At 70.0% G+C, this 17399-nt stretch carries 17 protein-coding genes; 10 read left to right on the top strand and 7 right to left on the bottom strand.

The features are described from left to right. Positions 1–101 precede the first annotated feature (101 nt). From NVS89_RS19490 to NVS89_RS19480, 3 genes are all read right to left on the bottom strand, one after another. Positions 102–1430 carry a PQQ-dependent sugar dehydrogenase gene (locus NVS89_RS19490; protein ID WP_258734425.1) on the bottom strand — a complete coding sequence of 443 codons (1329 nt, stop codon included), beginning with the start codon at positions 1428–1430 and terminating at the stop codon, positions 102–104. A 104-nt stretch (positions 1431–1534) separates the two neighbouring features. Then, positions 1535–2365, bottom strand: coding sequence for an aldo/keto reductase (locus NVS89_RS19485; RefSeq protein ID WP_258734424.1), 831 nt, complete (start codon positions 2363–2365; stop codon positions 1535–1537). Positions 2366–2502: 137 nt separating this feature from the next. Further along, on the bottom strand, positions 2503–4134 hold the full coding sequence (locus NVS89_RS19480) for a bifunctional AfsR/SARP family transcriptional regulator/alpha/beta hydrolase (RefSeq protein ID WP_258734423.1): 1632 nt from the start codon (positions 4132–4134) through the stop codon (positions 2503–2505). Between the two features lie 326 nt (positions 4135–4460). Between NVS89_RS19480 and NVS89_RS19475 the strand changes: the two genes are divergently transcribed. The 6 genes from NVS89_RS19475 to NVS89_RS19450 all read left to right on the top strand — a co-directional run bounded on the left by NVS89_RS19475 (position 4461) and on the right by NVS89_RS19450 (position 8826). Continuing rightward, positions 4461–5678 carry a cytochrome P450 gene (locus NVS89_RS19475; protein WP_258734422.1) on the top strand — a complete coding sequence of 406 codons (1218 nt, stop codon included), beginning with the start codon at positions 4461–4463 and terminating at the stop codon, positions 5676–5678. Between the two features lie 206 nt (positions 5679–5884). Next, positions 5885–6001 (top strand): YjiS-like domain-containing protein, encoded by a 117-nt coding sequence (locus NVS89_RS19470; protein WP_258734421.1) that lies wholly within the window; start codon positions 5885–5887, stop codon positions 5999–6001. Between the two features lie 179 nt (positions 6002–6180). Next, complete coding sequence (locus tag NVS89_RS19465; RefSeq protein WP_258734420.1) at positions 6181–6711, top strand: tetratricopeptide repeat protein; 531 nt, start codon at positions 6181–6183, stop codon at positions 6709–6711. A gap of 43 nt (positions 6712–6754) precedes the next feature. Further along, the gene (locus NVS89_RS19460) at positions 6755–7363 is read left to right on the top strand and encodes an RNA polymerase sigma factor (RefSeq protein ID WP_374114602.1); all 609 of its coding nucleotides are present in this window, start codon (positions 6755–6757) and stop codon (positions 7361–7363) included. Beyond that, positions 7360–8157 (top strand): zf-HC2 domain-containing protein, encoded by a 798-nt coding sequence (locus tag NVS89_RS19455; RefSeq protein ID WP_258734419.1) that lies wholly within the window; start codon positions 7360–7362, stop codon positions 8155–8157. Before NVS89_RS19460 ends, NVS89_RS19455 begins: the two co-directional genes overlap by 4 nt. A 99-nt stretch (positions 8158–8256) precedes the next feature. Next, positions 8257–8826 carry a cytochrome b gene (locus NVS89_RS19450; RefSeq protein ID WP_258734418.1) on the top strand — a complete coding sequence of 190 codons (570 nt, stop codon included), beginning with the start codon at positions 8257–8259 and terminating at the stop codon, positions 8824–8826. A 44-nt stretch (positions 8827–8870) separates the two neighbouring features. Here the strand turns inward: NVS89_RS19450 and NVS89_RS19445 are convergent, their stop codons facing one another. The 4 genes from NVS89_RS19445 to NVS89_RS19430 form a co-directional block, all read right to left on the bottom strand. Then, positions 8871–10433 (bottom strand): DHA2 family efflux MFS transporter permease subunit, encoded by a 1563-nt coding sequence (locus NVS89_RS19445; protein ID WP_258734417.1) that lies wholly within the window; start codon positions 10431–10433, stop codon positions 8871–8873. Beyond that, positions 10430–10939 (bottom strand): isoprenylcysteine carboxyl methyltransferase family protein, encoded by a 510-nt coding sequence (locus NVS89_RS19440; RefSeq protein WP_258734416.1) that lies wholly within the window; start codon positions 10937–10939, stop codon positions 10430–10432. Before NVS89_RS19440 ends, NVS89_RS19445 begins: the two co-directional genes overlap by 4 nt. Before the next feature lie 12 nt (positions 10940–10951). Next, complete coding sequence (locus NVS89_RS19435; protein ID WP_258734415.1) at positions 10952–12079, bottom strand: type III polyketide synthase; 1128 nt, start codon at positions 12077–12079, stop codon at positions 10952–10954. A gap of 86 nt (positions 12080–12165) precedes the next feature. Continuing rightward, entirely contained in the window at positions 12166–12318 is a 153-nt protein-coding gene (locus NVS89_RS19430) for a hypothetical protein (RefSeq protein WP_258734414.1), read from the bottom strand. 683 nt (positions 12319–13001) lie between these two features. Here NVS89_RS19430 and NVS89_RS19425 point away from each other — a divergent pair. The 4 genes from NVS89_RS19425 to NVS89_RS19410 all read left to right on the top strand — a co-directional run bounded on the left by NVS89_RS19425 (position 13002) and on the right by NVS89_RS19410 (position 17395). Beyond that, on the top strand, positions 13002–14066 hold the full coding sequence (locus NVS89_RS19425; protein ID WP_258734413.1) for a Bug family tripartite tricarboxylate transporter substrate binding protein: 1065 nt from the start codon (positions 13002–13004) through the stop codon (positions 14064–14066). A gap of 84 nt (positions 14067–14150) precedes the next feature. Beyond that, the gene (locus NVS89_RS19420) at positions 14151–15218 is read left to right on the top strand and encodes a Bug family tripartite tricarboxylate transporter substrate binding protein (protein ID WP_258734412.1); all 1068 of its coding nucleotides are present in this window, start codon (positions 14151–14153) and stop codon (positions 15216–15218) included. A gap of 96 nt (positions 15219–15314) precedes the next feature. Next, complete coding sequence (locus NVS89_RS19415) at positions 15315–16823, top strand: tripartite tricarboxylate transporter permease (protein WP_258734411.1); 1509 nt, start codon at positions 15315–15317, stop codon at positions 16821–16823. After that, a complete protein-coding gene (locus NVS89_RS19410) occupies positions 16820–17395 on the top strand; it encodes a tripartite tricarboxylate transporter TctB family protein (protein WP_258734410.1) in 576 nt (191 codons plus the stop codon). The genes NVS89_RS19415 and NVS89_RS19410 overlap by 4 nt, the downstream gene beginning before the upstream one ends. Positions 17396–17399: the final 4 nt, after the last annotated feature.

The following is a 17399-nucleotide window of genomic DNA, read 5'->3' as shown; positions in this document are numbered from 1 at the left end:
GCTCCGCCCCCGGGGGGCGGGGCGGGCGGCGCGAACCGTCTTTTTGCTGACGGGGGGGGGGGGGGGGGGGGGGGGGGGCGCCGCCGCCGCCGCGGCCGGGTTCAGGGGGCGGTCGCGCGCACCCGCCAGACGCAGTCGCCGACATCGTCCACCACCAGCAGGCCACCGCGCCGGTCGATGATGACGCCGACCGGCCTTCCCAGCGCCTTGCCGTCGACCCGGAAGCCGCCGAGGATCTCCTCCGGCGGGCCGGACGGTTTGCCCTCAGTGAAGGGGATGAAGATCACGCGGTAGCCGGCCGGCGGGTTGCGGTTCCACGAGCCGTGCTGGCCGATGAAGGCGCCGCCGCGGAAGCGTTCGCCGAAGCGCCCGTCGCTGGCGAAGGTCAGGCCGAGCGAGGCGGTGTGCGAGCCGAGCGCGTAGTCCGGCTTGAGCGAGCGGGCGACGAGGTCGGGGCGCTGCGGCTTCATCCGCTCGTCGACGATCTGGCCGAAATAGCAGTAGGGCCAGCCATAGAAGGCGCCGTCCTTCACCGAGGTCATGTAGTCCGGCACGAGGTCGTCGCCGATCTCGTCGCGCTCGTTCACGCTGGTCCAAAGCTCGCCGGTGACCGGGTTCCAGTCCATGCCGACCGGGTTGCGCAGGCCGCCGGCGAAGACGCGGTGGGTGCCGGTCGCCGGGTCGATCTCGAGGATGGCGGCGCGGTCGACCTCCTCCTCCATGCCGAACTCGGCGACGTTGGAATTGGAGCCGACGCCGACATAGAGGCGCGAGCCGTCCGCATTCGCCACCAGGCTCTTGGTCCAGTGGTGGTTGCGCCCGGCCGGCAGGTCGCAGACCTTCTCCGCCGGCGCGGTGATGCGGGTGACGCCGTCCTCATAGGGGAAGCGCACCAGCGCATCGGCGTTGGCGACATAGAGCCGGTCGCCGACCAGCGCCATGCCGAAGGGCGAATAGAGCCCTTCGAGGAAGGCGAAGCGCTGCTCCGCCACGCCGTCGCCGTCGGCATCGCGCAGCAGGGTAATGCGGTTGGCGCTCGGCCGTCCCGCGCCGGCGCGCACCATGACGAGGTCCTCGACCACGGCGCGCAGCCCGCCCATGCCCGCCGGGCGGGGCGGCGACGTGCTCTCCGCCACCAGTATGTCGCCGTTCGGCAGCTCGTAGACCCAGCGCGGATGGTCGAGGCCGGTGGCGAAGGCCTCGACTTTGAAGCCCGGCGCCGGGACCGGCTTGCCGCCCGGCGGCCAGCCGACCGCGGGGGCGATCTTCATGATCGGAATCCGCGTCGGGCGCGGCGTCGGCAGGCTGGGGCTCGCGCCGTAGCCCGCCTCCTCGCCAAGTCCGGGATGGCGGCGCAAATCGGCCAGCGCGTGCGCCGCCGAGGTAATGCACCAGCTCAGAAAACCGCCGAGGCTGCGACTGCCGGCCATGATCGTCCCGTCTCGTGAGGAGGAGGCTGCGCGTTCGAAGGTAGTCCGGGAGAGGAGACGGCGCCACCGCGACGGTGGTGGGAGGAGGCGGCGGACCGGTCTCCTCAGCCGAAGGTCGCGGGGTCGGGGCCGCCGCGCCCGTCGGTCCGGTCCAGCGCGGCGATGGCCGCCATGTCCTCGGCGTCGAGGGCGAAGTCGAAGATCGCCATGTTCTCGTCGAGCCGCGCGGCGCGGACGGATTTCGGGATCACCACCAGCCCGTTCTCGACGTGCCAGCGCAGCACGACCTGCGCGGTGCTGCGCCCGTGCTTGCGCGCGACCGCCTCCAGCACCGGATCGTCGAGGAGCCTGCCGCGCCCGAGCGGGCTCCAGGATTGCGTGACGATGCCATGCGCGGCGTGGAAGGCGCGCAGTTGGTGCTGCTGGAAGTGCGGGTGCAGTTCGATCTGGTTGACCGCCGGCACGACGCCGGTCGCCTCGATCGCCCGCTCGAGGTGCTCGGCGGTGAAGTTCGAGACGCCAATGCTGCGGGCGCGCCCTTCGCGGGCGATCTCCACCAGCGTCTTCCAGGTCTCGACATAGAGCCCGCTGGCCGGCACCGGCCAGTGGATGAGGTAGAGGTCGACCGTATCGAGGCCGAGGCCGGCGAGGCTGGCGTCGAAGGCGCGCAGCGCCGCGTCGCGGCCGTGGCCGTCGTTCCACAGCTTGGTCGTCACCTTGATCTCGGCGCGTGGCAGCCCCGAGCGCCGGATGCCCTCGCCGACGCCGGCCTCGTTGCCATAGGCGGCGGCTGTGTCGATGGCGCGGTAGCCGGCCCCGACCGCCGCTTCGATGATGGCGGGCACGGCGTCATTGGCGATCTGCCATGTTCCGAGCCCGATCTGCGGAAGGCTGTTGCCGTCATTGAGAGGGATCGCGGGAACGTTGGAGGACATCGGCTCTGCCTTCGGATGCGAGGAGTTCGGATGCGAGGAGTCGGCCCCAGCCTGCCCCAAGGCGTATGCCGCCGGCCATCCCCCTGACGGCGTAAGCGGTCACGAAGCCGCGCGCGGCGGTTCCGGTGCGGCGCGTCTCAGATGCGCATCTTCAGCATGAAACGGCGCACCGCGTCGACGCAGGTCAGCCAGGCCGGCTCGTTGTCGACCAGTATGTGGTTGCGGCTTTCCAGCGGCACGAAATGCGCGTCCGGGATGCCGGAGGCGAGCGCACGGCCGACCTCCAGCGGGACTCGCTGGTCGTAGCGGGAATGGAGCACGATGGTCGGCGTGCGCACCTTGGCCAGCCGGTCGCGCACGTCGATGTCGCCGAACGCGTCCTGGAAGCGGGCGGCGTTGTGGGCGGAGGTGGTGCGGCGCTGGAATTCGTCGAACCAGGCGAGTTCCTCCGGGCCCGCGTCGGGCATGAAGGTCTGGGAGAAGATGTGGCGATAGGCGGGATTGTCGGTGCCCCAGCCGACCTTGGTCAGGTCGCGCACCGCCTCGCGCCGCGCCTGCTCCTCGGGGGAGGAGAGGTGGCGCCAGCCGGCCGCGTAGCCGCCGATCAGGATCAGGCCGGAGACCCGCTCGGGGTGGCGCACCGCGTATTCGATCGAGACCGCCGCGCCCTGCGAGATGCCGAGCAGCGGGAAGCGCTCGAGCCCCAGCTTGTCCACCACGGCCTCGAGGTCCTCGACGAAGGCGTCGAAGGTGAGGTCGTCGACGTCCCAGTTCGACAGGCCGCAGCCGCGCTCGTCATAGCGCACGAAGGTCCGCAGCCGCGCGATCTCGGCGAAGCCGCGGCCCCAGATCGGGCTCGACCAGTCGAATTCGAGGTGGTTGAGCCAGTTCGCAGCCTTCAGCAGCGGCGGGCCGGAGCCGGTGATGGCGTAGGCGATCTTGGTCCCGTCGCCGACCTCGCAGAAGCCGATGCGCTGCGAGCGCAGGGCGCGCTCGATGAGCTGCGGCACGGAGGGGCGGGGCACCGGCGAGCGCGGAATCGGCAGTTGCAAGAGTCCCGTGCCCGGTCCGGCGATGAGGGCGGGCGGGGGCGGCCTCTCGCGGGCCTCCGCCATCTCGCGGCGATGGGGCGCCGGCGGGCCCGGCCGGCGGGCCTCGTTGCCCTCGGGGTCGACCTCGCGCCACAGCCGGGCCCATTTCTGCGCCGGGATCGGGTCCATGTCGGGATGGGTGGCGAGCCGGTAGAGGACCCTGCAGCGGGCGGCGCGCATGTCCTCGCGCTCGGCGGTCAGCCAGGAATCGAACGCCCCGTCATCCGCGCCGGCGCCGTCGAGCCCGTCGAGGAAGACCTGCTCCAGCCGTTCGGCCATGGTTTCGAGCGCGCTCAGGGGGATGTCGGCGCCGGGATCGCGCAGCGCACCGCGAACGCCGCGCATGTCGATGGCGAGCCCTTCGGCGTCGAAGCTGACGCGCTCGCGGTCGGCGATGATGCGCGGGCGTCCCGGGCTGTCGACCACCTTGCGCAGCTTGGTGAGGGACCAGCGCAGCGCTGCCCGGGGATCGTCGGGAAGATCCCAGAACAATTCGCTCAGCCGCTCGCGCCGGTGCGGGCGGCCGGTCGCGACCAGAAAGGCAAGCAGCGCGCGGGCCTTGCGCGAGGCGGGAAGCGCGACCTCTGCCCCCAGCCGGACCACGCGCAATTCGCCGAGCAGCGAAATCTCGAGGTCCGGGGCCGCGTCGGGACCTTCAAATGCAGCTTCGTGGCGCATGCGACAGCCTTTACGTGAGGTGGGCCGGCCTTGCGGTGGCCCGATAAGGGCGTGCAGCGATACATCACAGCGTGCCGCAGCGGAATCGTTGCGTTCCGGACATCATCGCAAGTGAAGTGCGACCTCGGACGCGCCGTTCCGTTGGACGGACGGGCGCATTCTACGCCGAAAAACAACGTTTCGGCCGCTAAAAACCATCGCCGTTACAACGCTCGCCACAACGCTGGCGCGCGACATGCTCCCCCCGCCATTCGTGACATCACCACCACCTCGCGCAACGCCGCCATACGGACGACGTCGGCGGCGGGCATTGGACGAGCAAACACATGCTTCGAATCAACAATCTGGTCGGGAAGAGCGCACCTGTGCGCGTCGACCCGAGAGCGCTTATCGATGATCCGCATGCCGGCCTCGCGGCGCTTCGCAGGGAGCATCCGCTGGTCCAGCTGGCGGAGGGCCAGTATCTCGTGCTGCGCGCGGACGACGTCATCCCGCTGCTCTCCGACCCGCGCACGCGGCAGGTCGAGGGAACCGAGTACGTCGCCCTGAACCAGATCCCGGACGGGATCACGGCGCGCTTCCTGAAGGACTTCTTCATCTTCTCCGATTCGGAGCAGCATCGCGCCAAGCGCGGCCTGTTCGCCCGCAGCTTCGCCTACAAGGCGATGTTCGGCCTGCGCCCGGACGTGCGCGCGGTCGCCGAGCGCATCGTCGCCGAGCTGCCGCGCGGGGAGATGTTCGATTTCGTCGAGCGCATGGCCGCGCGGGTGCCGGCGGAGATGATCGCGGCGATACTGGGCCTGCCGAAGGAGGACAGCGCGTTCTTCGCCCGGCGCGTCTACACCATCGCCCGCGCCATCGGGCCGATCTACCCCTACGAGCACCATCGGGCGATCGAGAACGCGACCGGCGAGCTGTTCTGCTACGTCGCCGAACAGATCCGCCTGCGCCTCGACAGGCCGCGCGACGACCTGCTGTCGCATCTCGCCGCGAGCTGGCGGCGCGACCCGGTAATGCCGCTGGAGAGCCTCATCTTCCAGGTGATCGGCGTCATCATCGGCGGCAGCGACACCACCCGGGCGGCCTTCGCCATGCTGGTGGCGCTGCTGGTGCAGCATCGCGCCTGGGAGGCGGTGAGGGCGGACAACAGCCTGATTCCCGGCGCGGTCGCCGAGGCGATGCGCTTCGACCCCTCGGTGGGCTCGGTACTGCGCGTGGCGACGGCGCCGATCGAGATCGGCAACGTCACCGTGTTCCCGGGGACCGCGCTGCGGCTGAGCACCATGTCGGCGCTGCGCGATCCCGGCCTCTATGCCGAGCCGGAGCGCTTCGACATCCGCCGCGCCGACCATCCGCGCCTGCATCCGGTGTTCGGCCTCGGCCCGCACCGCTGCATCGGCGAGACGCTGGCGCGGATCGAGATGGAGGAATGCCTCGCCGCGCTCGCCGCCAATGTGCGCGAGGTCGAGATCCGCAAGCTGCCGCGGCTGAGCGGCTTCGGCGGCATCCGCGAGATCACGCCGATGCCGGTGCGTCTGCACTGACGACGCCGCGCCGGAAGCGGGTTCGCGCGGCGTCCGCGCGCGCCCGACGGCGCGGCATTTCCCAACAGGCCCGAATGACCTGTCCCGTCCTCGGAAAGGAGGAAAGAATGATGCCTTATCAAGTTGTTATTGGTTCCGGTCCGACGGCCGGGCTGAACTCGATATCCCTCCCCGCCGTGCCGTGGCGCCGGCTATGGCCGCGCTGGATGTCCGCCGCCCATCGCCGTCGGCGTCGCGACTACCGGCTCATGCTGTCGCTGCCGGACTACCTGCTCGACGACATGGGCCTGACGCGCGGCGACATCCTCGACGCCATGCGCTGAGGGCGGCCGGTCGATCCGGCCTCGCGGCGGACGGTCGATGCGCCCGCCGCATGCACCCTCGCCGACGGGGCATCCGGGCCCGTCGGCGGTGACCGCCGGAAAAATCGCATCCGCCGGTGAATAAGGTCGCCGCTGGGGTGTTCGCGTCAGGCAACGTCGCCACTCCCCGGAGACCAGACATGACCACGACCATGCTTCGCGCCGCCGCCCTGATCGTCGGCGGCAGCCTCGCCATCGCCGCCCTGCCGGTGCCGGCCCACGCCCTCGGCGAGGACACCACCCCGACCTGCCCCAAGGGCCAGATCTACGACCAGAAGGCGCAGAAATGCGTCCAGCAGCAGGGCGCCAACATCCCCGACGACAACCGCGCCGACTATGCCTATTCGCTCGCCAAGGCCGGGCGCTACGAGGAGGCGCTCGCCGTGCTCGACACGGTGAAGGAGCCGAACACGGCCAAGGTCCTCAACTATCGCGGCTATGCCACCCGCAAGCTCGGGCGCACCGACGAGGGCATCACCTACTATCTCCAGTCGGTGAAGCTCGACCCGAACTACGCCAAGGTGCGTGAATATCTGGGCGAAGCCTACGTCATCAAGGGACGGTTCGACCTCGCTCGCGAGCAGCTCCAGACGATCGAGAAGCTCTGCGGCACCGGCTGCGAGGAATATCGCGACCTGAGCGAGGCGCTGGCCGACCCGTCCGGCATCTGAGCCGCACGGAAAGGGCGAACCGGCAAACACGGCGGGCCTTGCCATGGCAGCATTCGCGCAGGTCCCCTCGCCGGTCTATGCTGGCGACGCAGGGCGGGCCGCACAGCGACCGGCCGTCCGCGTGTCGGTACGTCCGACGGAGGCGAGCATCGCGAGTGAAGCGGAGATAAGGCAGGGTCTGTCGCGGCACCTGTCCCGGCTCTGGCGCTACGGCCTCGTGCTGTCGCGCCAGCGCGACGTCGCCGACGATCTGGTGCAGCAGACCTGCCTGCGCGCGCTGGAGCGCGCCGGCCAGTTCCAGCCCGGCACCCGGCTCGACCACTGGCTGCTCGCCATCCTGCATTCGATCTGGCTAAACGAGCTGCGCTCGCGCAAGGTCCGCCTCGGCCAGGGCGTCCTCGATTCCGGGGACGTGCTGTCGGTCGACGGCGCGAGCCAGGCCGAGACGCGCGTGCTCGCGAGCCAGGTGCTGGAGCAGGTCGACGCGCTGCCCGAGGCGCAGCGCAGCGCGGTGTTCCTTGCCTATGTCGAGGGACTTTCGTACCGCGAGGTGGCCGACGTGCTGGACATCCCGATCGGCACGGTGATGAGCCGCCTCGCGGCCGCCCGCGCCCGCATCGCGACCCGGCTTTCGGAGGTGGAGGCACGATGAGCATCGACCCCGACAAGATCACCGACGAGGAGATCACCGCCTTTCTCGACGGCGAGCTCCCGCCCGAGGAGGCGGCGCGCCTCGAGGCGCTGGCCGCGCAGGACCCGCGCGTCGCCGAGCGGATCGAGTTTCTCGCCCGGGCCAGCCTGGCCTTCGGCGAGGCGTTCGCCCCGCTGCTCGACGCCGCGCCGCACGACCGGCTCGCCGCGGCGCTGGCGGCGACACCCTCGCCGGCGCCCGCCCGCAACGGATGGCTCACCCGCCGGAGCCTCGTCGGCGCCATGGCGGCCTCGCTGCTTGCCGGCATCGTCGCCGACCGCGCCCTGGTGCGTCTCTCCGTACCGGCCGCGCAGGAGGAGGACGAGGCGAGCGAATGGCGCAAGGCGGTGGCGGGCTACATGTCGCTCTACACGCGCGAGACGCTGTCAGGGCCGACGCCCTCGCCGCAGAGCCAGCGCGCCGACTTCGCCTTCATCGAGCAGCGGCTCGGCCTGTCGCTGTCGCCGGAAGCGGTGGCGCTGCCCTCGGCCGAATATCGGCGTGCGCAGATCCTGAGCTATGACGGCCAACCACTGGTGCAGATCGCCTATCTCGATCCCGAGACCGGACCGATGGCGCTGTGCATCACCGCCCACCCCGAGGGCGGCCGGCAGCCGATGGAGAGCGAGCGGCGCCGCGGGATGAACGTCGTCTACTGGTCGAGCGCCGACCACGCCTTCATGCTGATCGGCCATGCCGGCCCGGAGCGGATGAAGGACCTCGCGACGGGTCTCGCCGAGCGGCTCTCCGCCTGACGGCGCGTGCAGCGGCGGCGCGCGGGAAAAGTTCTCCAAACGGACGAATATCCTTGGGCGCCAAGGTGTTGGCGGGCATCCACTCGAAGGAGACTCCCCATGTCCTTTCCCGCCACAGCGACCACCCGCTCCGTTTCCGCCGACCGGCACGACGGGCTCACCATCGCCCTGCACTGGGCGACGGCGGTGCTCGTCCTCGCGCAGTTCGCAAGCGCCCATGTCTGGGAATTTCTCCCGCGCGGCACGCCGCTGCGCCACGCGCTGATCTCGACCCATGTCGCGCTCGGCATCGTCTTCGCGCTCGTCGTGCTTACCCGCATCGTCTGGCGGCTCGCCCGTCCCCATGCCCTGCCGCCGGCGGGAGGCCCTCTGGAGCGGCTCGCGGCCGGCACGGTGCATCTGGCGCTCTACGCGCTGCTGCTCGCCCAGGCCGTGCTCGGCTTCCTGTTCGGCTGGTCCGCGGGCGGCGGCCTGCGCTTCTTCGACCTGTTCGCGGTGCCGCCGCTGATCGTGCTGGGGCGGGAGAACAGCCATCTTCTCGCCGAGATGCACAATGCCGTGGCGTGGACGCTGATCGGCGTCGCCGGGCTGCATGCCGCCGCGGCGCTGCTGCACCATCACCTCCTGCGCGACGACGTGCTGAGGCGCATGGTCTACCGTTCCGAATGAGGGGCGCAGCTTCAGGCGAAGCCGTCCCGGGATCCGCCCCCGCGCTAATGGGTGGGGCCGGGCCCGGGGCGGCCATCCGCGGCCGGCGCCAGCAGAGCGAGAACGCAGCCGACGAACATGGCGGCGGCCAGCAGGGCCCAGGCCTCGTTGATCGACTGGACCAGCGCCGCCTTCTCGACCAGCGGCCGGACGAAGGCCTCGATCGCCGGGTCGACCGGCGTGGTGACCGGGCCGCTCAGCGCGTCCGGCGGCAGCCCCACCAACTCGGCAGCGGAGGTGTCGCCGGCGAGCAGCCTCTGCTTCAGCGCCTCGGCATGGATCGGCGCGCGGCCGAACATCACGGTGTCGACCAGCGCGATGCCGATAGCGCCGCCGAGATTGCGCATCAGGTTGAACAGGCCGCTGGCGTCGGGCACGGCTTCCGGCGCCAGCCGGCCGAGCGCGAGCCGGGTCGGCGGCAGCAGGCACAGCATGATCGCGCCGCCGCGCACCACCTGCGGCCAGAACATGCCGTCGAAATCGGTCTCGCGGGTTGAGAACGCGCTCATGGCGAGGCCGGCGCCGAACATGACGAAGCCGGCGAGGGTAAGCAGGCGCGCGCTGCCGCGCCGTTCAAGCGCCACCGCCATGGGCGAGGTGACGAGCTGGGTGACGCCGGTGACCAGCATCACCATGCCGATGGCGAGCGGCCCGTGGCCGCGCACGAAGGCGAGGAACACCGGCATCAGATAGACCGAGCCGTAGAGCCCCATGCCGAGAATGAAGCTGAGCGCGCAGCCGATGGCGAAGCCGCGGTCGCGGAAGGTGCGCAGCTCGACCAGCGGCGCCCCACCCGCCAGCATGCGCCGCACGAACAGCGCGCCGGCGACGAGGCTGGCGGCGAGCAGCGCCAGCACCGGCAGCGCCAGCCAGCCGCGCTGGGGCGCCTCCTTGAGCCCGATCTCGAGGCTGGCGAGGCAGAGCGCGAGCAAGGCGAGGCCGGCCGTGTCGAGGCTGCGCAGCAGGGGCGCGTCCAGGGCCTGCCGCGCCAGCGCCACGAGGCCGACCGCGCAGGCGAGGATGCCGGGCACGATGTTGACGAGGAACAGCCAGTGCCAGGAGGTGGTCTGCGTGATCCAGCCGCCGACGACCGGCCCGACGGTCGGCGCCAGCACCGCGAGCATGCCGGCGAGCGTGGTGGCGAAGCCCTGCAGGCGGAACGGGAACAGCAGGAACACCGCCGAGAACACCAGCGGGATCAGCATGCCGCCGGAAAAGCCCTGCACCACCCGCGCGGCCACCAGCGTGGCGAAGCCGGTGCTCGCCGCGCAGCCGAGCGAGGCGAGCGTGAAGATGCCGGTCGCGCCAACGAACAGCCGCCGCATGCCGAGCGCGCGGGTGAGCAGGCCCGTCAGCGGGATCGCAATCACCTCGGCGATGAGATAGGCGGTCTGGACCCAGCTCATCAGCTCGGCCGGAATGCCGAGCGCGGTGCGGATCGCCGGCAGCGAGGTCGCCACCACCTGGATGTCCAGCACGGCCATGAACATGCCGAGGCACATGGCGGCGAAGCCGATCCAGATGCGCGGCGCCACCGCCCCGCCGGGCATGGCGGCGTCCGCGCTCACGCCCGCATCTCCCGCCGTGCCGCGCCGATGCCGAGCGCAGCGTTCTCGGTGCGGATGCGCACCCACAGGATGAGCGCGTTCGCCGCCGAGAACAGCACGGCAAAGCCGGTGAGCCCGAAGATCAGCGGCAGCACGGCGATCTCGGCGGCGACGACGACATAGTTGGGATGAGCGAGGAAGCGGTAGGGCCCGCGCCGGAGCAGCGGCGCCTGCGGCAGCACGATGATGCGCGTGGTCCAGCGCCGGCCGAGCGAGGCGATGACCCATACGCGCATCACCTGCAGCAACCCGTAGACCACGAGCAGCACGAGGCTGACCGGCCGCCCGGGAGCGAGCCACCACAGGCCGGCCAGCCACAGCGCGTGCAGCGCGACCATGAAGGGGTAGTGCCCGCGCCCCACCTCATGCCCGCCCCGGGCGAGCAGACGCGCGGTGTTGCGGTTCGACAGCACGAGTTCGCCGAGCCGCTGCAGCGTGACGAAGCCGAGGATGAGGATCGCGTCCATCGCCGTCGCCCCTCATGCCGCCTGCGCGAGCGAGACGCAGGAGGCGGTGAAGCCCGGCCCCATCGTCACCAGCGCGGCGCGCTCCGGCAGGCCCTGCGCGATCACCCGGTCGAGGATGAACAGCACGGTGGGCGCCGACATGTTGCCAAAATCCGCCAGCACGCCGCGCTCGTGGTCGAGCGCGCCCTGGCCGAGGCCGAAGGCCCGTTCGATCGCCGCCACGACCTTCGTCCCGCCGGGGTGGCAGACGAAGCGGCCGACATCCTCCGGCGCGAGGCCGATGCGCTCCAATATGCCCGTCACGGCGGGCTTGAGATGGGTCGCGGCGAAGGCAGGCACGTCCGGGCGCAGGATGACGCCGAAGCCGACCGGATCGATGCTCCAGCCCATGATGTCGAGCGTGTCGGGCCACAGATGCTCGCCCGCGCCCTCGACCGTGGCGAGGCCCTGCCCGTCGGTGCGCAGCACGCAGGCCGCCGCGCCGTCGCCGAACAGCGCGGTCGAGATCAGATGCGCCTTGTCCGGGCGGTCGAGGCGGAAGGCGAGGGTACTCAGCTCCACCGTAACCATCAGCACGGTCGAGCCCGGGCGCGCCTGCGCGAGGCGCGAGGCGATGGCGAGGCCGGTGACGCCGCCGGCGCAGCCGAGCCCGAACACCGGCACCCGCTCGACATCGGCGCGGAAGCCCATGCGGGCATGCACCACCGCGTCGAGGCTCGGGGTGGCGATGCCGCTGGTCGAGACATAGACCACGGTATCGACCTCGGCGGCGCTGCAGCCGGCGCCCTTCAGCGCCTTGTTCGCCACCTCGACGAACAGGTCGCCGCCGGCCTTCACGTAGACGGCGGTGCGCTCGGGCCAGCCGCGCGGCTCGAGATACCAGTCGAGCGGGCAGGCGGCGTAGCGCTGGCGGATGCCGGTGCTGGCGAAGATGCCGGCCATGGTGCTGGAGCTGCTGAAGACCTCGGTGAAGAAGCGGTGCATCGCGCCGGCGACGTCGGACTGCTTCAGCACGTGCTCGGGCACGGCGGTCGCGAGCGAGAGCAGGCGCGCGGGCGGCGCGTCGCGGGAAGGGATGGGCGCCGCGCCGGCGGCAGGAATGGGCCGGGCCGTGGGCTCGCGATCGGATATTAGGCGCATGTGGTGTCACTCGTGCAGGTGCCCCTCAACCCGAGGCAAACACCGCCCGCCCCGCCGCTATTCGCCCGGCAGGCCGGCACGGCTCATCACGAGCGCGTGACAGGGCGCCCCACCACGCGTTCCAATGGCGGCGTCGCTCGGAGCACCCGGCGGAAGGTGCGCTTCAGCCCGGCGCCGCCGCCGCGATCATACCACCTGTCATGGGCGATGATGATGCGCTCGGGCGCGCAGACGATCATCCGCTCGACCGGGTGGGCAATTCGCCCCGATGGCCGATGAAGCTGAGCTGCATGTCGAAGGGCCCGCGCGAAAATTCGCGTCGGGTCGCCGGGCGGGCCGCTCGGCGGGTCGTTCGCGGACGAGCGATCGGACGAGGTATCATGATATCGGGAAACGGCCGCGGTTCGCGTCTTCCGCGATGCCTAATTATTCGACGCTCACCTCCGCTGAAGGCGCGTTTCGCGGAGATATTGGCCGCGCAACTCGCATCTCCCGCTAGCCATGATGAAAAACGAGGCGACCCTGTAAATCGAGGTCGTCCGTGCGGCGGGAGCCGGATGTCCTCTTGCTAAGCGCGTTACCGATCGCAGCGGGGCCATATATAATCAAAAACGAATAAGCCAGAATTATTATGAATTTGTGCCTCTAGCTGACGTCGCAATAATGCCCTCTTACGGCCTCGCGCGGTGTGCGAATTGGTAAGAGGAGACCTGCTGGCTATCGCTCCGGAATGCGGGCTGCGCGCCGCCACTGCTTGCGTCGTCCTTGCCCGCTCCTGAAGTATAGCCGATCGAATTCTCCTTCATTGCATCGCTCAGGTTGGCATTTATCAAAAATTGCCGGGTGTTTTTCGACGCGTCGACCCGTAAGTCGGTTGGAAAACGAAACGGTCCTTCCAGGAACTATTGAGTGGGAGATCAAATTGAGCGCGTTGTTTTCCTTCCGTGACGCCGCAGGCGTGGGGCGCCGCGGCGCCCGCATGCTGCCGCTGGTGCTGCCCGTCGTCCTCGCCGCCGCCTTTGCCGGCCCGGCCCAGGCGGCCGATGGCTGCGACTTCTACAAGGGCAAGACGGTCGAGCTCATCGTGCCGTTCTCGGCCGGCGGCGGCTTCGACGCCTATGGGCGCCTGGTCGCGAAATATATGGGCGACGAGCTCGGCGCGGCCAACATGATCGTGCGCAACCAGCCCGGCGCCGGCGGCCTTCTCGCCACCAACCAGACCTGGACCGCGAAGCCCGACGGGCTGAAGATCCAGCTTATGTCGGTGAGCGGCATGATCACCTCCGAGCTCGGCGGCGCCGACGGCGTCGGCTTCAAGAGCGGCCAGTTCTCCTGGATCGGCCGCGTTTCCGGCGAGCCGGACGTGATCGCCACCGCGCCCAACGGTTCGATCAAGTCGCTCGACGACGTCAAGAAGATCGCGGCCGATCGCAAGATCCGCATCGGTTCCTCCGGCGTCGGCGACATCGATTACATCGAGGCCGGTCTGCTGGCGAAGATGCTGGGCGTCGAGACGGACGTGATCACGGGCTTCAGCGGCTCGTCGGAGGTCTATGCCTCGCTGGGCCGTGACGAGCTCGACTTCTTCGTCTCCTCGCTCAGCGGCGGCGAAGCGGCCGAAAAGGCCGAGACGGCGCGCATCCTCTGGTCGTTCGACACCGAAGCCGTCCCCGGTCGCCCGGAGATCAAGCCCCTGTCCGAGGTCGTCGACGCCAAGTTCCTGCCGCTGATCAAGGCGCAGGCCGCGGTGGTCGCCGCCGGACGCGCGCTGGCGGCGCCGCCCAAGGTGCCGGAAGATCGCCTGAAGTGCCTGCGCGACGCGTTCGACCGCGCGATGGCGAGCGAGAAGCTTCTGGACGAGTCCAAGAAGATCAACCGCCCCGTCGCTCCGCTCGACGGCCAGAAGATGACCACGCTGGTGCGCAGCGTGACCGACGACGCGCCCAAGGACTATCTTGAGCTGCTTCACAAGGCCTACGCCCAGTAGCCCTGCTGTTCGACATGTGGCCGCGCCGGCCGGCGGGACGCGCGTTCCGCCGGCCGGCAGGATGAGGTTGCCGGGAGCCGAGACATGGCCGGGACGTTTTTCAAGCAAGCCGAAAATGGCCGGGCGTTCGCCCCGGCGAAGGGTCTGAGCACGCTGTCGCTGGTGGCGGCGCTCGCTCTTGTACCGCTCACCGCCGCCCGCGCGGCGGACGAGTGCGCCTTCTTCAAGGACAAGACCGTCGAGCTGGTGGTTCCGTTCTCCGCCGGCGGCGGGTTCGACGCCTATGGGCGCATGGTCGCGAAATATATGGGCGACGAGCTCGGCGCGGCGAACATGATCGTGCGCAACCAGCCCGGCGCCGGCGGCCTGCTCGCCACCAACCAGACCTGGGCCGCCAAGCCCGACGGGCTGCGGATCCAGCTCATCGCGGCGAGCGGCATGATTGCCGCCGAGTTCGGCGGGGCGGCCGGCGTCGCCTTCAAGACCAACGGCTTCTCCTGGATCGGCCGGGTCTCCGGCGAGCCGGACGTGATCGCGACCGGCCCGGACAGCCCGATCAAGAGCCTCGCCGACATTGCCAAGATCGGCGGCGAGCGCACGGTGCGCATCGGCTCGACCGGCCTCGGCTCGCCGCAATACATCACCGCCCGGCTGCTCGCGACCGTCATCGAGACCAAGTCGCAGGTCATCACCGGCTTCAGCGGCGCGCCGGAGGTCTTCGCCTCGCTCGGGCGCGGCGATCTCGACCTCTTCGCCTCCTCGCTGAGCGCGGCGGAGGCGGCGGAGAAGGCGCAGACCGCGCGCACGCTCTGGGTCTTCGGCACCGAGCGCGAGCCGAGCCGACCCGAACTGGTGCCGCTGTCGGAGGTGGTGGACGCCAAGTTCCTGCCGCTCATCACGGTGCAGGCGTCGGTGACGGCCGCCGGCCGTGCGCTCGCCGCGCCGCCCGGCATCGCCCCGGAGCGCCTGCAATGCCTGCGCGACGCGTTCGACCGCACCGTGGCGAGCACCGCCTTCCTCGACGAATCCCGTCAGCTCAACCGCCCCGTCGAGCCCCTCTCGGGCAAGCGCGTGGCCGAGCTGATCAAGACCGCGACCGAGGGCGCGCCGAAGGAGTATCTCGACCTGCTCCACGAGTCGTTCACGCAATAACGGGCACGCAATAACGGGACGCAAGATCCCGGAACCGCGCCTCCCCATGCCGGCCGTCCGGCGCGGGAGGCCCTTCCAGAGACGATAGGACGAATTATGCTCGACGCAGTGCTGTCCGGCCTGCTCCAGGTTCTCAGCCCGGACTCAATGATGCTGATGATGATCGGCATCTTCATCGGATTTGTCGTCGGCGTCCTTCCGGGCATCGGCGGCCCGGTGGCCATGGCGCTCATGCTTCCCTTCACCTTCGGCATGCCGCCGATCCACGTCTTCGCCTTCCTGCTCGGCATGAAGGTGGTGACGTCGACGACGGGCGACATCACGGCGGTGCTGTTCGGCATTCCGGGCGAGGCGACGTCGGCGGCGACGGTGCTCGACGGCCATCCGATGGCGCGCAAGGGGCAGGCCGGCCGCGCTCTCGGCGCGGTGCTGATGAGCTCGCTGGTGGGCGCCATCATCGGCGCGCTGGCGCTCGGGCTGTCGATCCCGGTCATCCGTCCGATCGTGCTGGCCTTCGGGCCGCCGGAATTCTTCATGCTGACGGTGGTCGGCCTGATCTTCATCGCCTCGCTCTCGCGCGGGCAGATGCTGCGCGGGCTCATCATGGGCTGCCTTGGGCTGCTGATCGCGCTGGTCGGCATCGACCCGCAGGCGGGCGTACCGCGCTACGCCTTCGGCCAGCTCGAGCTGTGGGACGGAATCGGCATCGTACCGGTGGTGATCGGCCTGTTCGGCGGGCCGGAGATCCTCCAGCTCATGCTCAGCAAGGAGAGCATCGCGGGCAAGTCGGCGAGCCGCAAGATCGTCGGCGTCGGCCAGGGCATCCTCGACACCTTCCGCTACTGGAAGACCGTCGCCGTCGCCGGCCTGATCGGCGCCGGCATCGGTGTGATCCCGGGCGTCGGCGGCTCGGTGGCGCAGTTCATCGCCTATGGCCACGCCAAGCAGACCTCCAAGCATCCCGAGGAGTTCGGCAAGGGCAGTATCGACGGCCTGCTGGCCGCCGGCGGCAACAACAACGCCAAGGACGGCGGCGCGCTGATCCCGATGATCGCCATCGGCCTGCCGGGCAGCGTCAGCACGGCGATCCTGCTGAACGCGTTCCTGATCTCCGGCCTCAATCCCGGCCCGGAGATGCTGACCACCCATCTCGACGTGACCTTCTCGATGGTGTGGATCACGATCATCGCCAACATCATCGTGGTCATCCTGGCGCTGCCGCTGCTGAAGCCGCTCGCGCGCCTGACCTTCACCGAAGGCCCGATCCTGGTGCCGTTCCTGCTGATCCTCGTGGTGCTCGGGGCCTATGCAGAGAACAACCGCATGTTCGACATCTGGGTGATGGCGACCTCGGCCTTCGTCGGCGTCGTCTGCCTGCGGTGGAACTGGCCGCGCGCGCCGCTGCTGCTCGGCGCCGTGCTGGGCGATCTGTGCGAGCGCTACCTGTTCCTGTCGAGCTCGCTCTATGGCTGGTCGTGGATCCAGCGGCCCTTGGTGATCGTGCTGGCGATCGCCGCCGTGGCCATCCTGTTCAAGACCGGCTGGGACGTGCGCAAGCATGCGCGCGACCGGCAGGCGGCCAGCCTCAAGGAGGTGCGTTCATGAGCGCGAAGAGCGTGGCGGGCAGCCCCCGCACGGTCGCCTATGGCGACTGGATCATCACCTTCGGCCTGATCGCGATTATGGCCGGCGCCTACACGCTGAGCCTCAAATGGCCGGCCAACGCCGCCTTCTTCCCGCGCCTGCTGAGCGCGGTGGGGCTGATCCTGTGCCTGCTGAACCTCGGCGCGCTGATCTGGCAGACGCTCTCGCCGGCCCCCGCCGCCGTCCCGGCCCGCGCCGGGGGCGGGCATGGCAGCGACGATGTCCAGCTGGTCGAGGGCGACGAGGACCAGGGCAACGAGGACGAGTTCCACAAGATCTTCACCCGCGCCGACAAGCGCATGTGGGGATCGGTGGTGAGCTGGATCGTGTTCTTCTTCGTCGGCCTCTACACGGTCGGCCTGCTCGTCACGCTGCCGGTGTTCACGGTGCTGTATCTGCGCATCGTGGCGAAGGCGTCCTGGCTGGTCTGCCTGCTCTACGTGCTGGGAACGGCGGGGCTGATCTACCTGCTGTTCGACCTGCTCCTGCACCTGCCGCTTCCCGAGGGCGTGTTCCCGATCCTCGGCAGTTGATGCC

The organism is Ancylobacter mangrovi (assembly GCF_024752355.1).
Lineage (GTDB): Bacteria > Pseudomonadota > Alphaproteobacteria > Rhizobiales > Xanthobacteraceae > Ancylobacter > Ancylobacter mangrovi.
The sequence above is the reverse complement of the archived record's forward strand: the minus strand, read 5'-3'. Positions and strand labels throughout refer to the sequence as shown.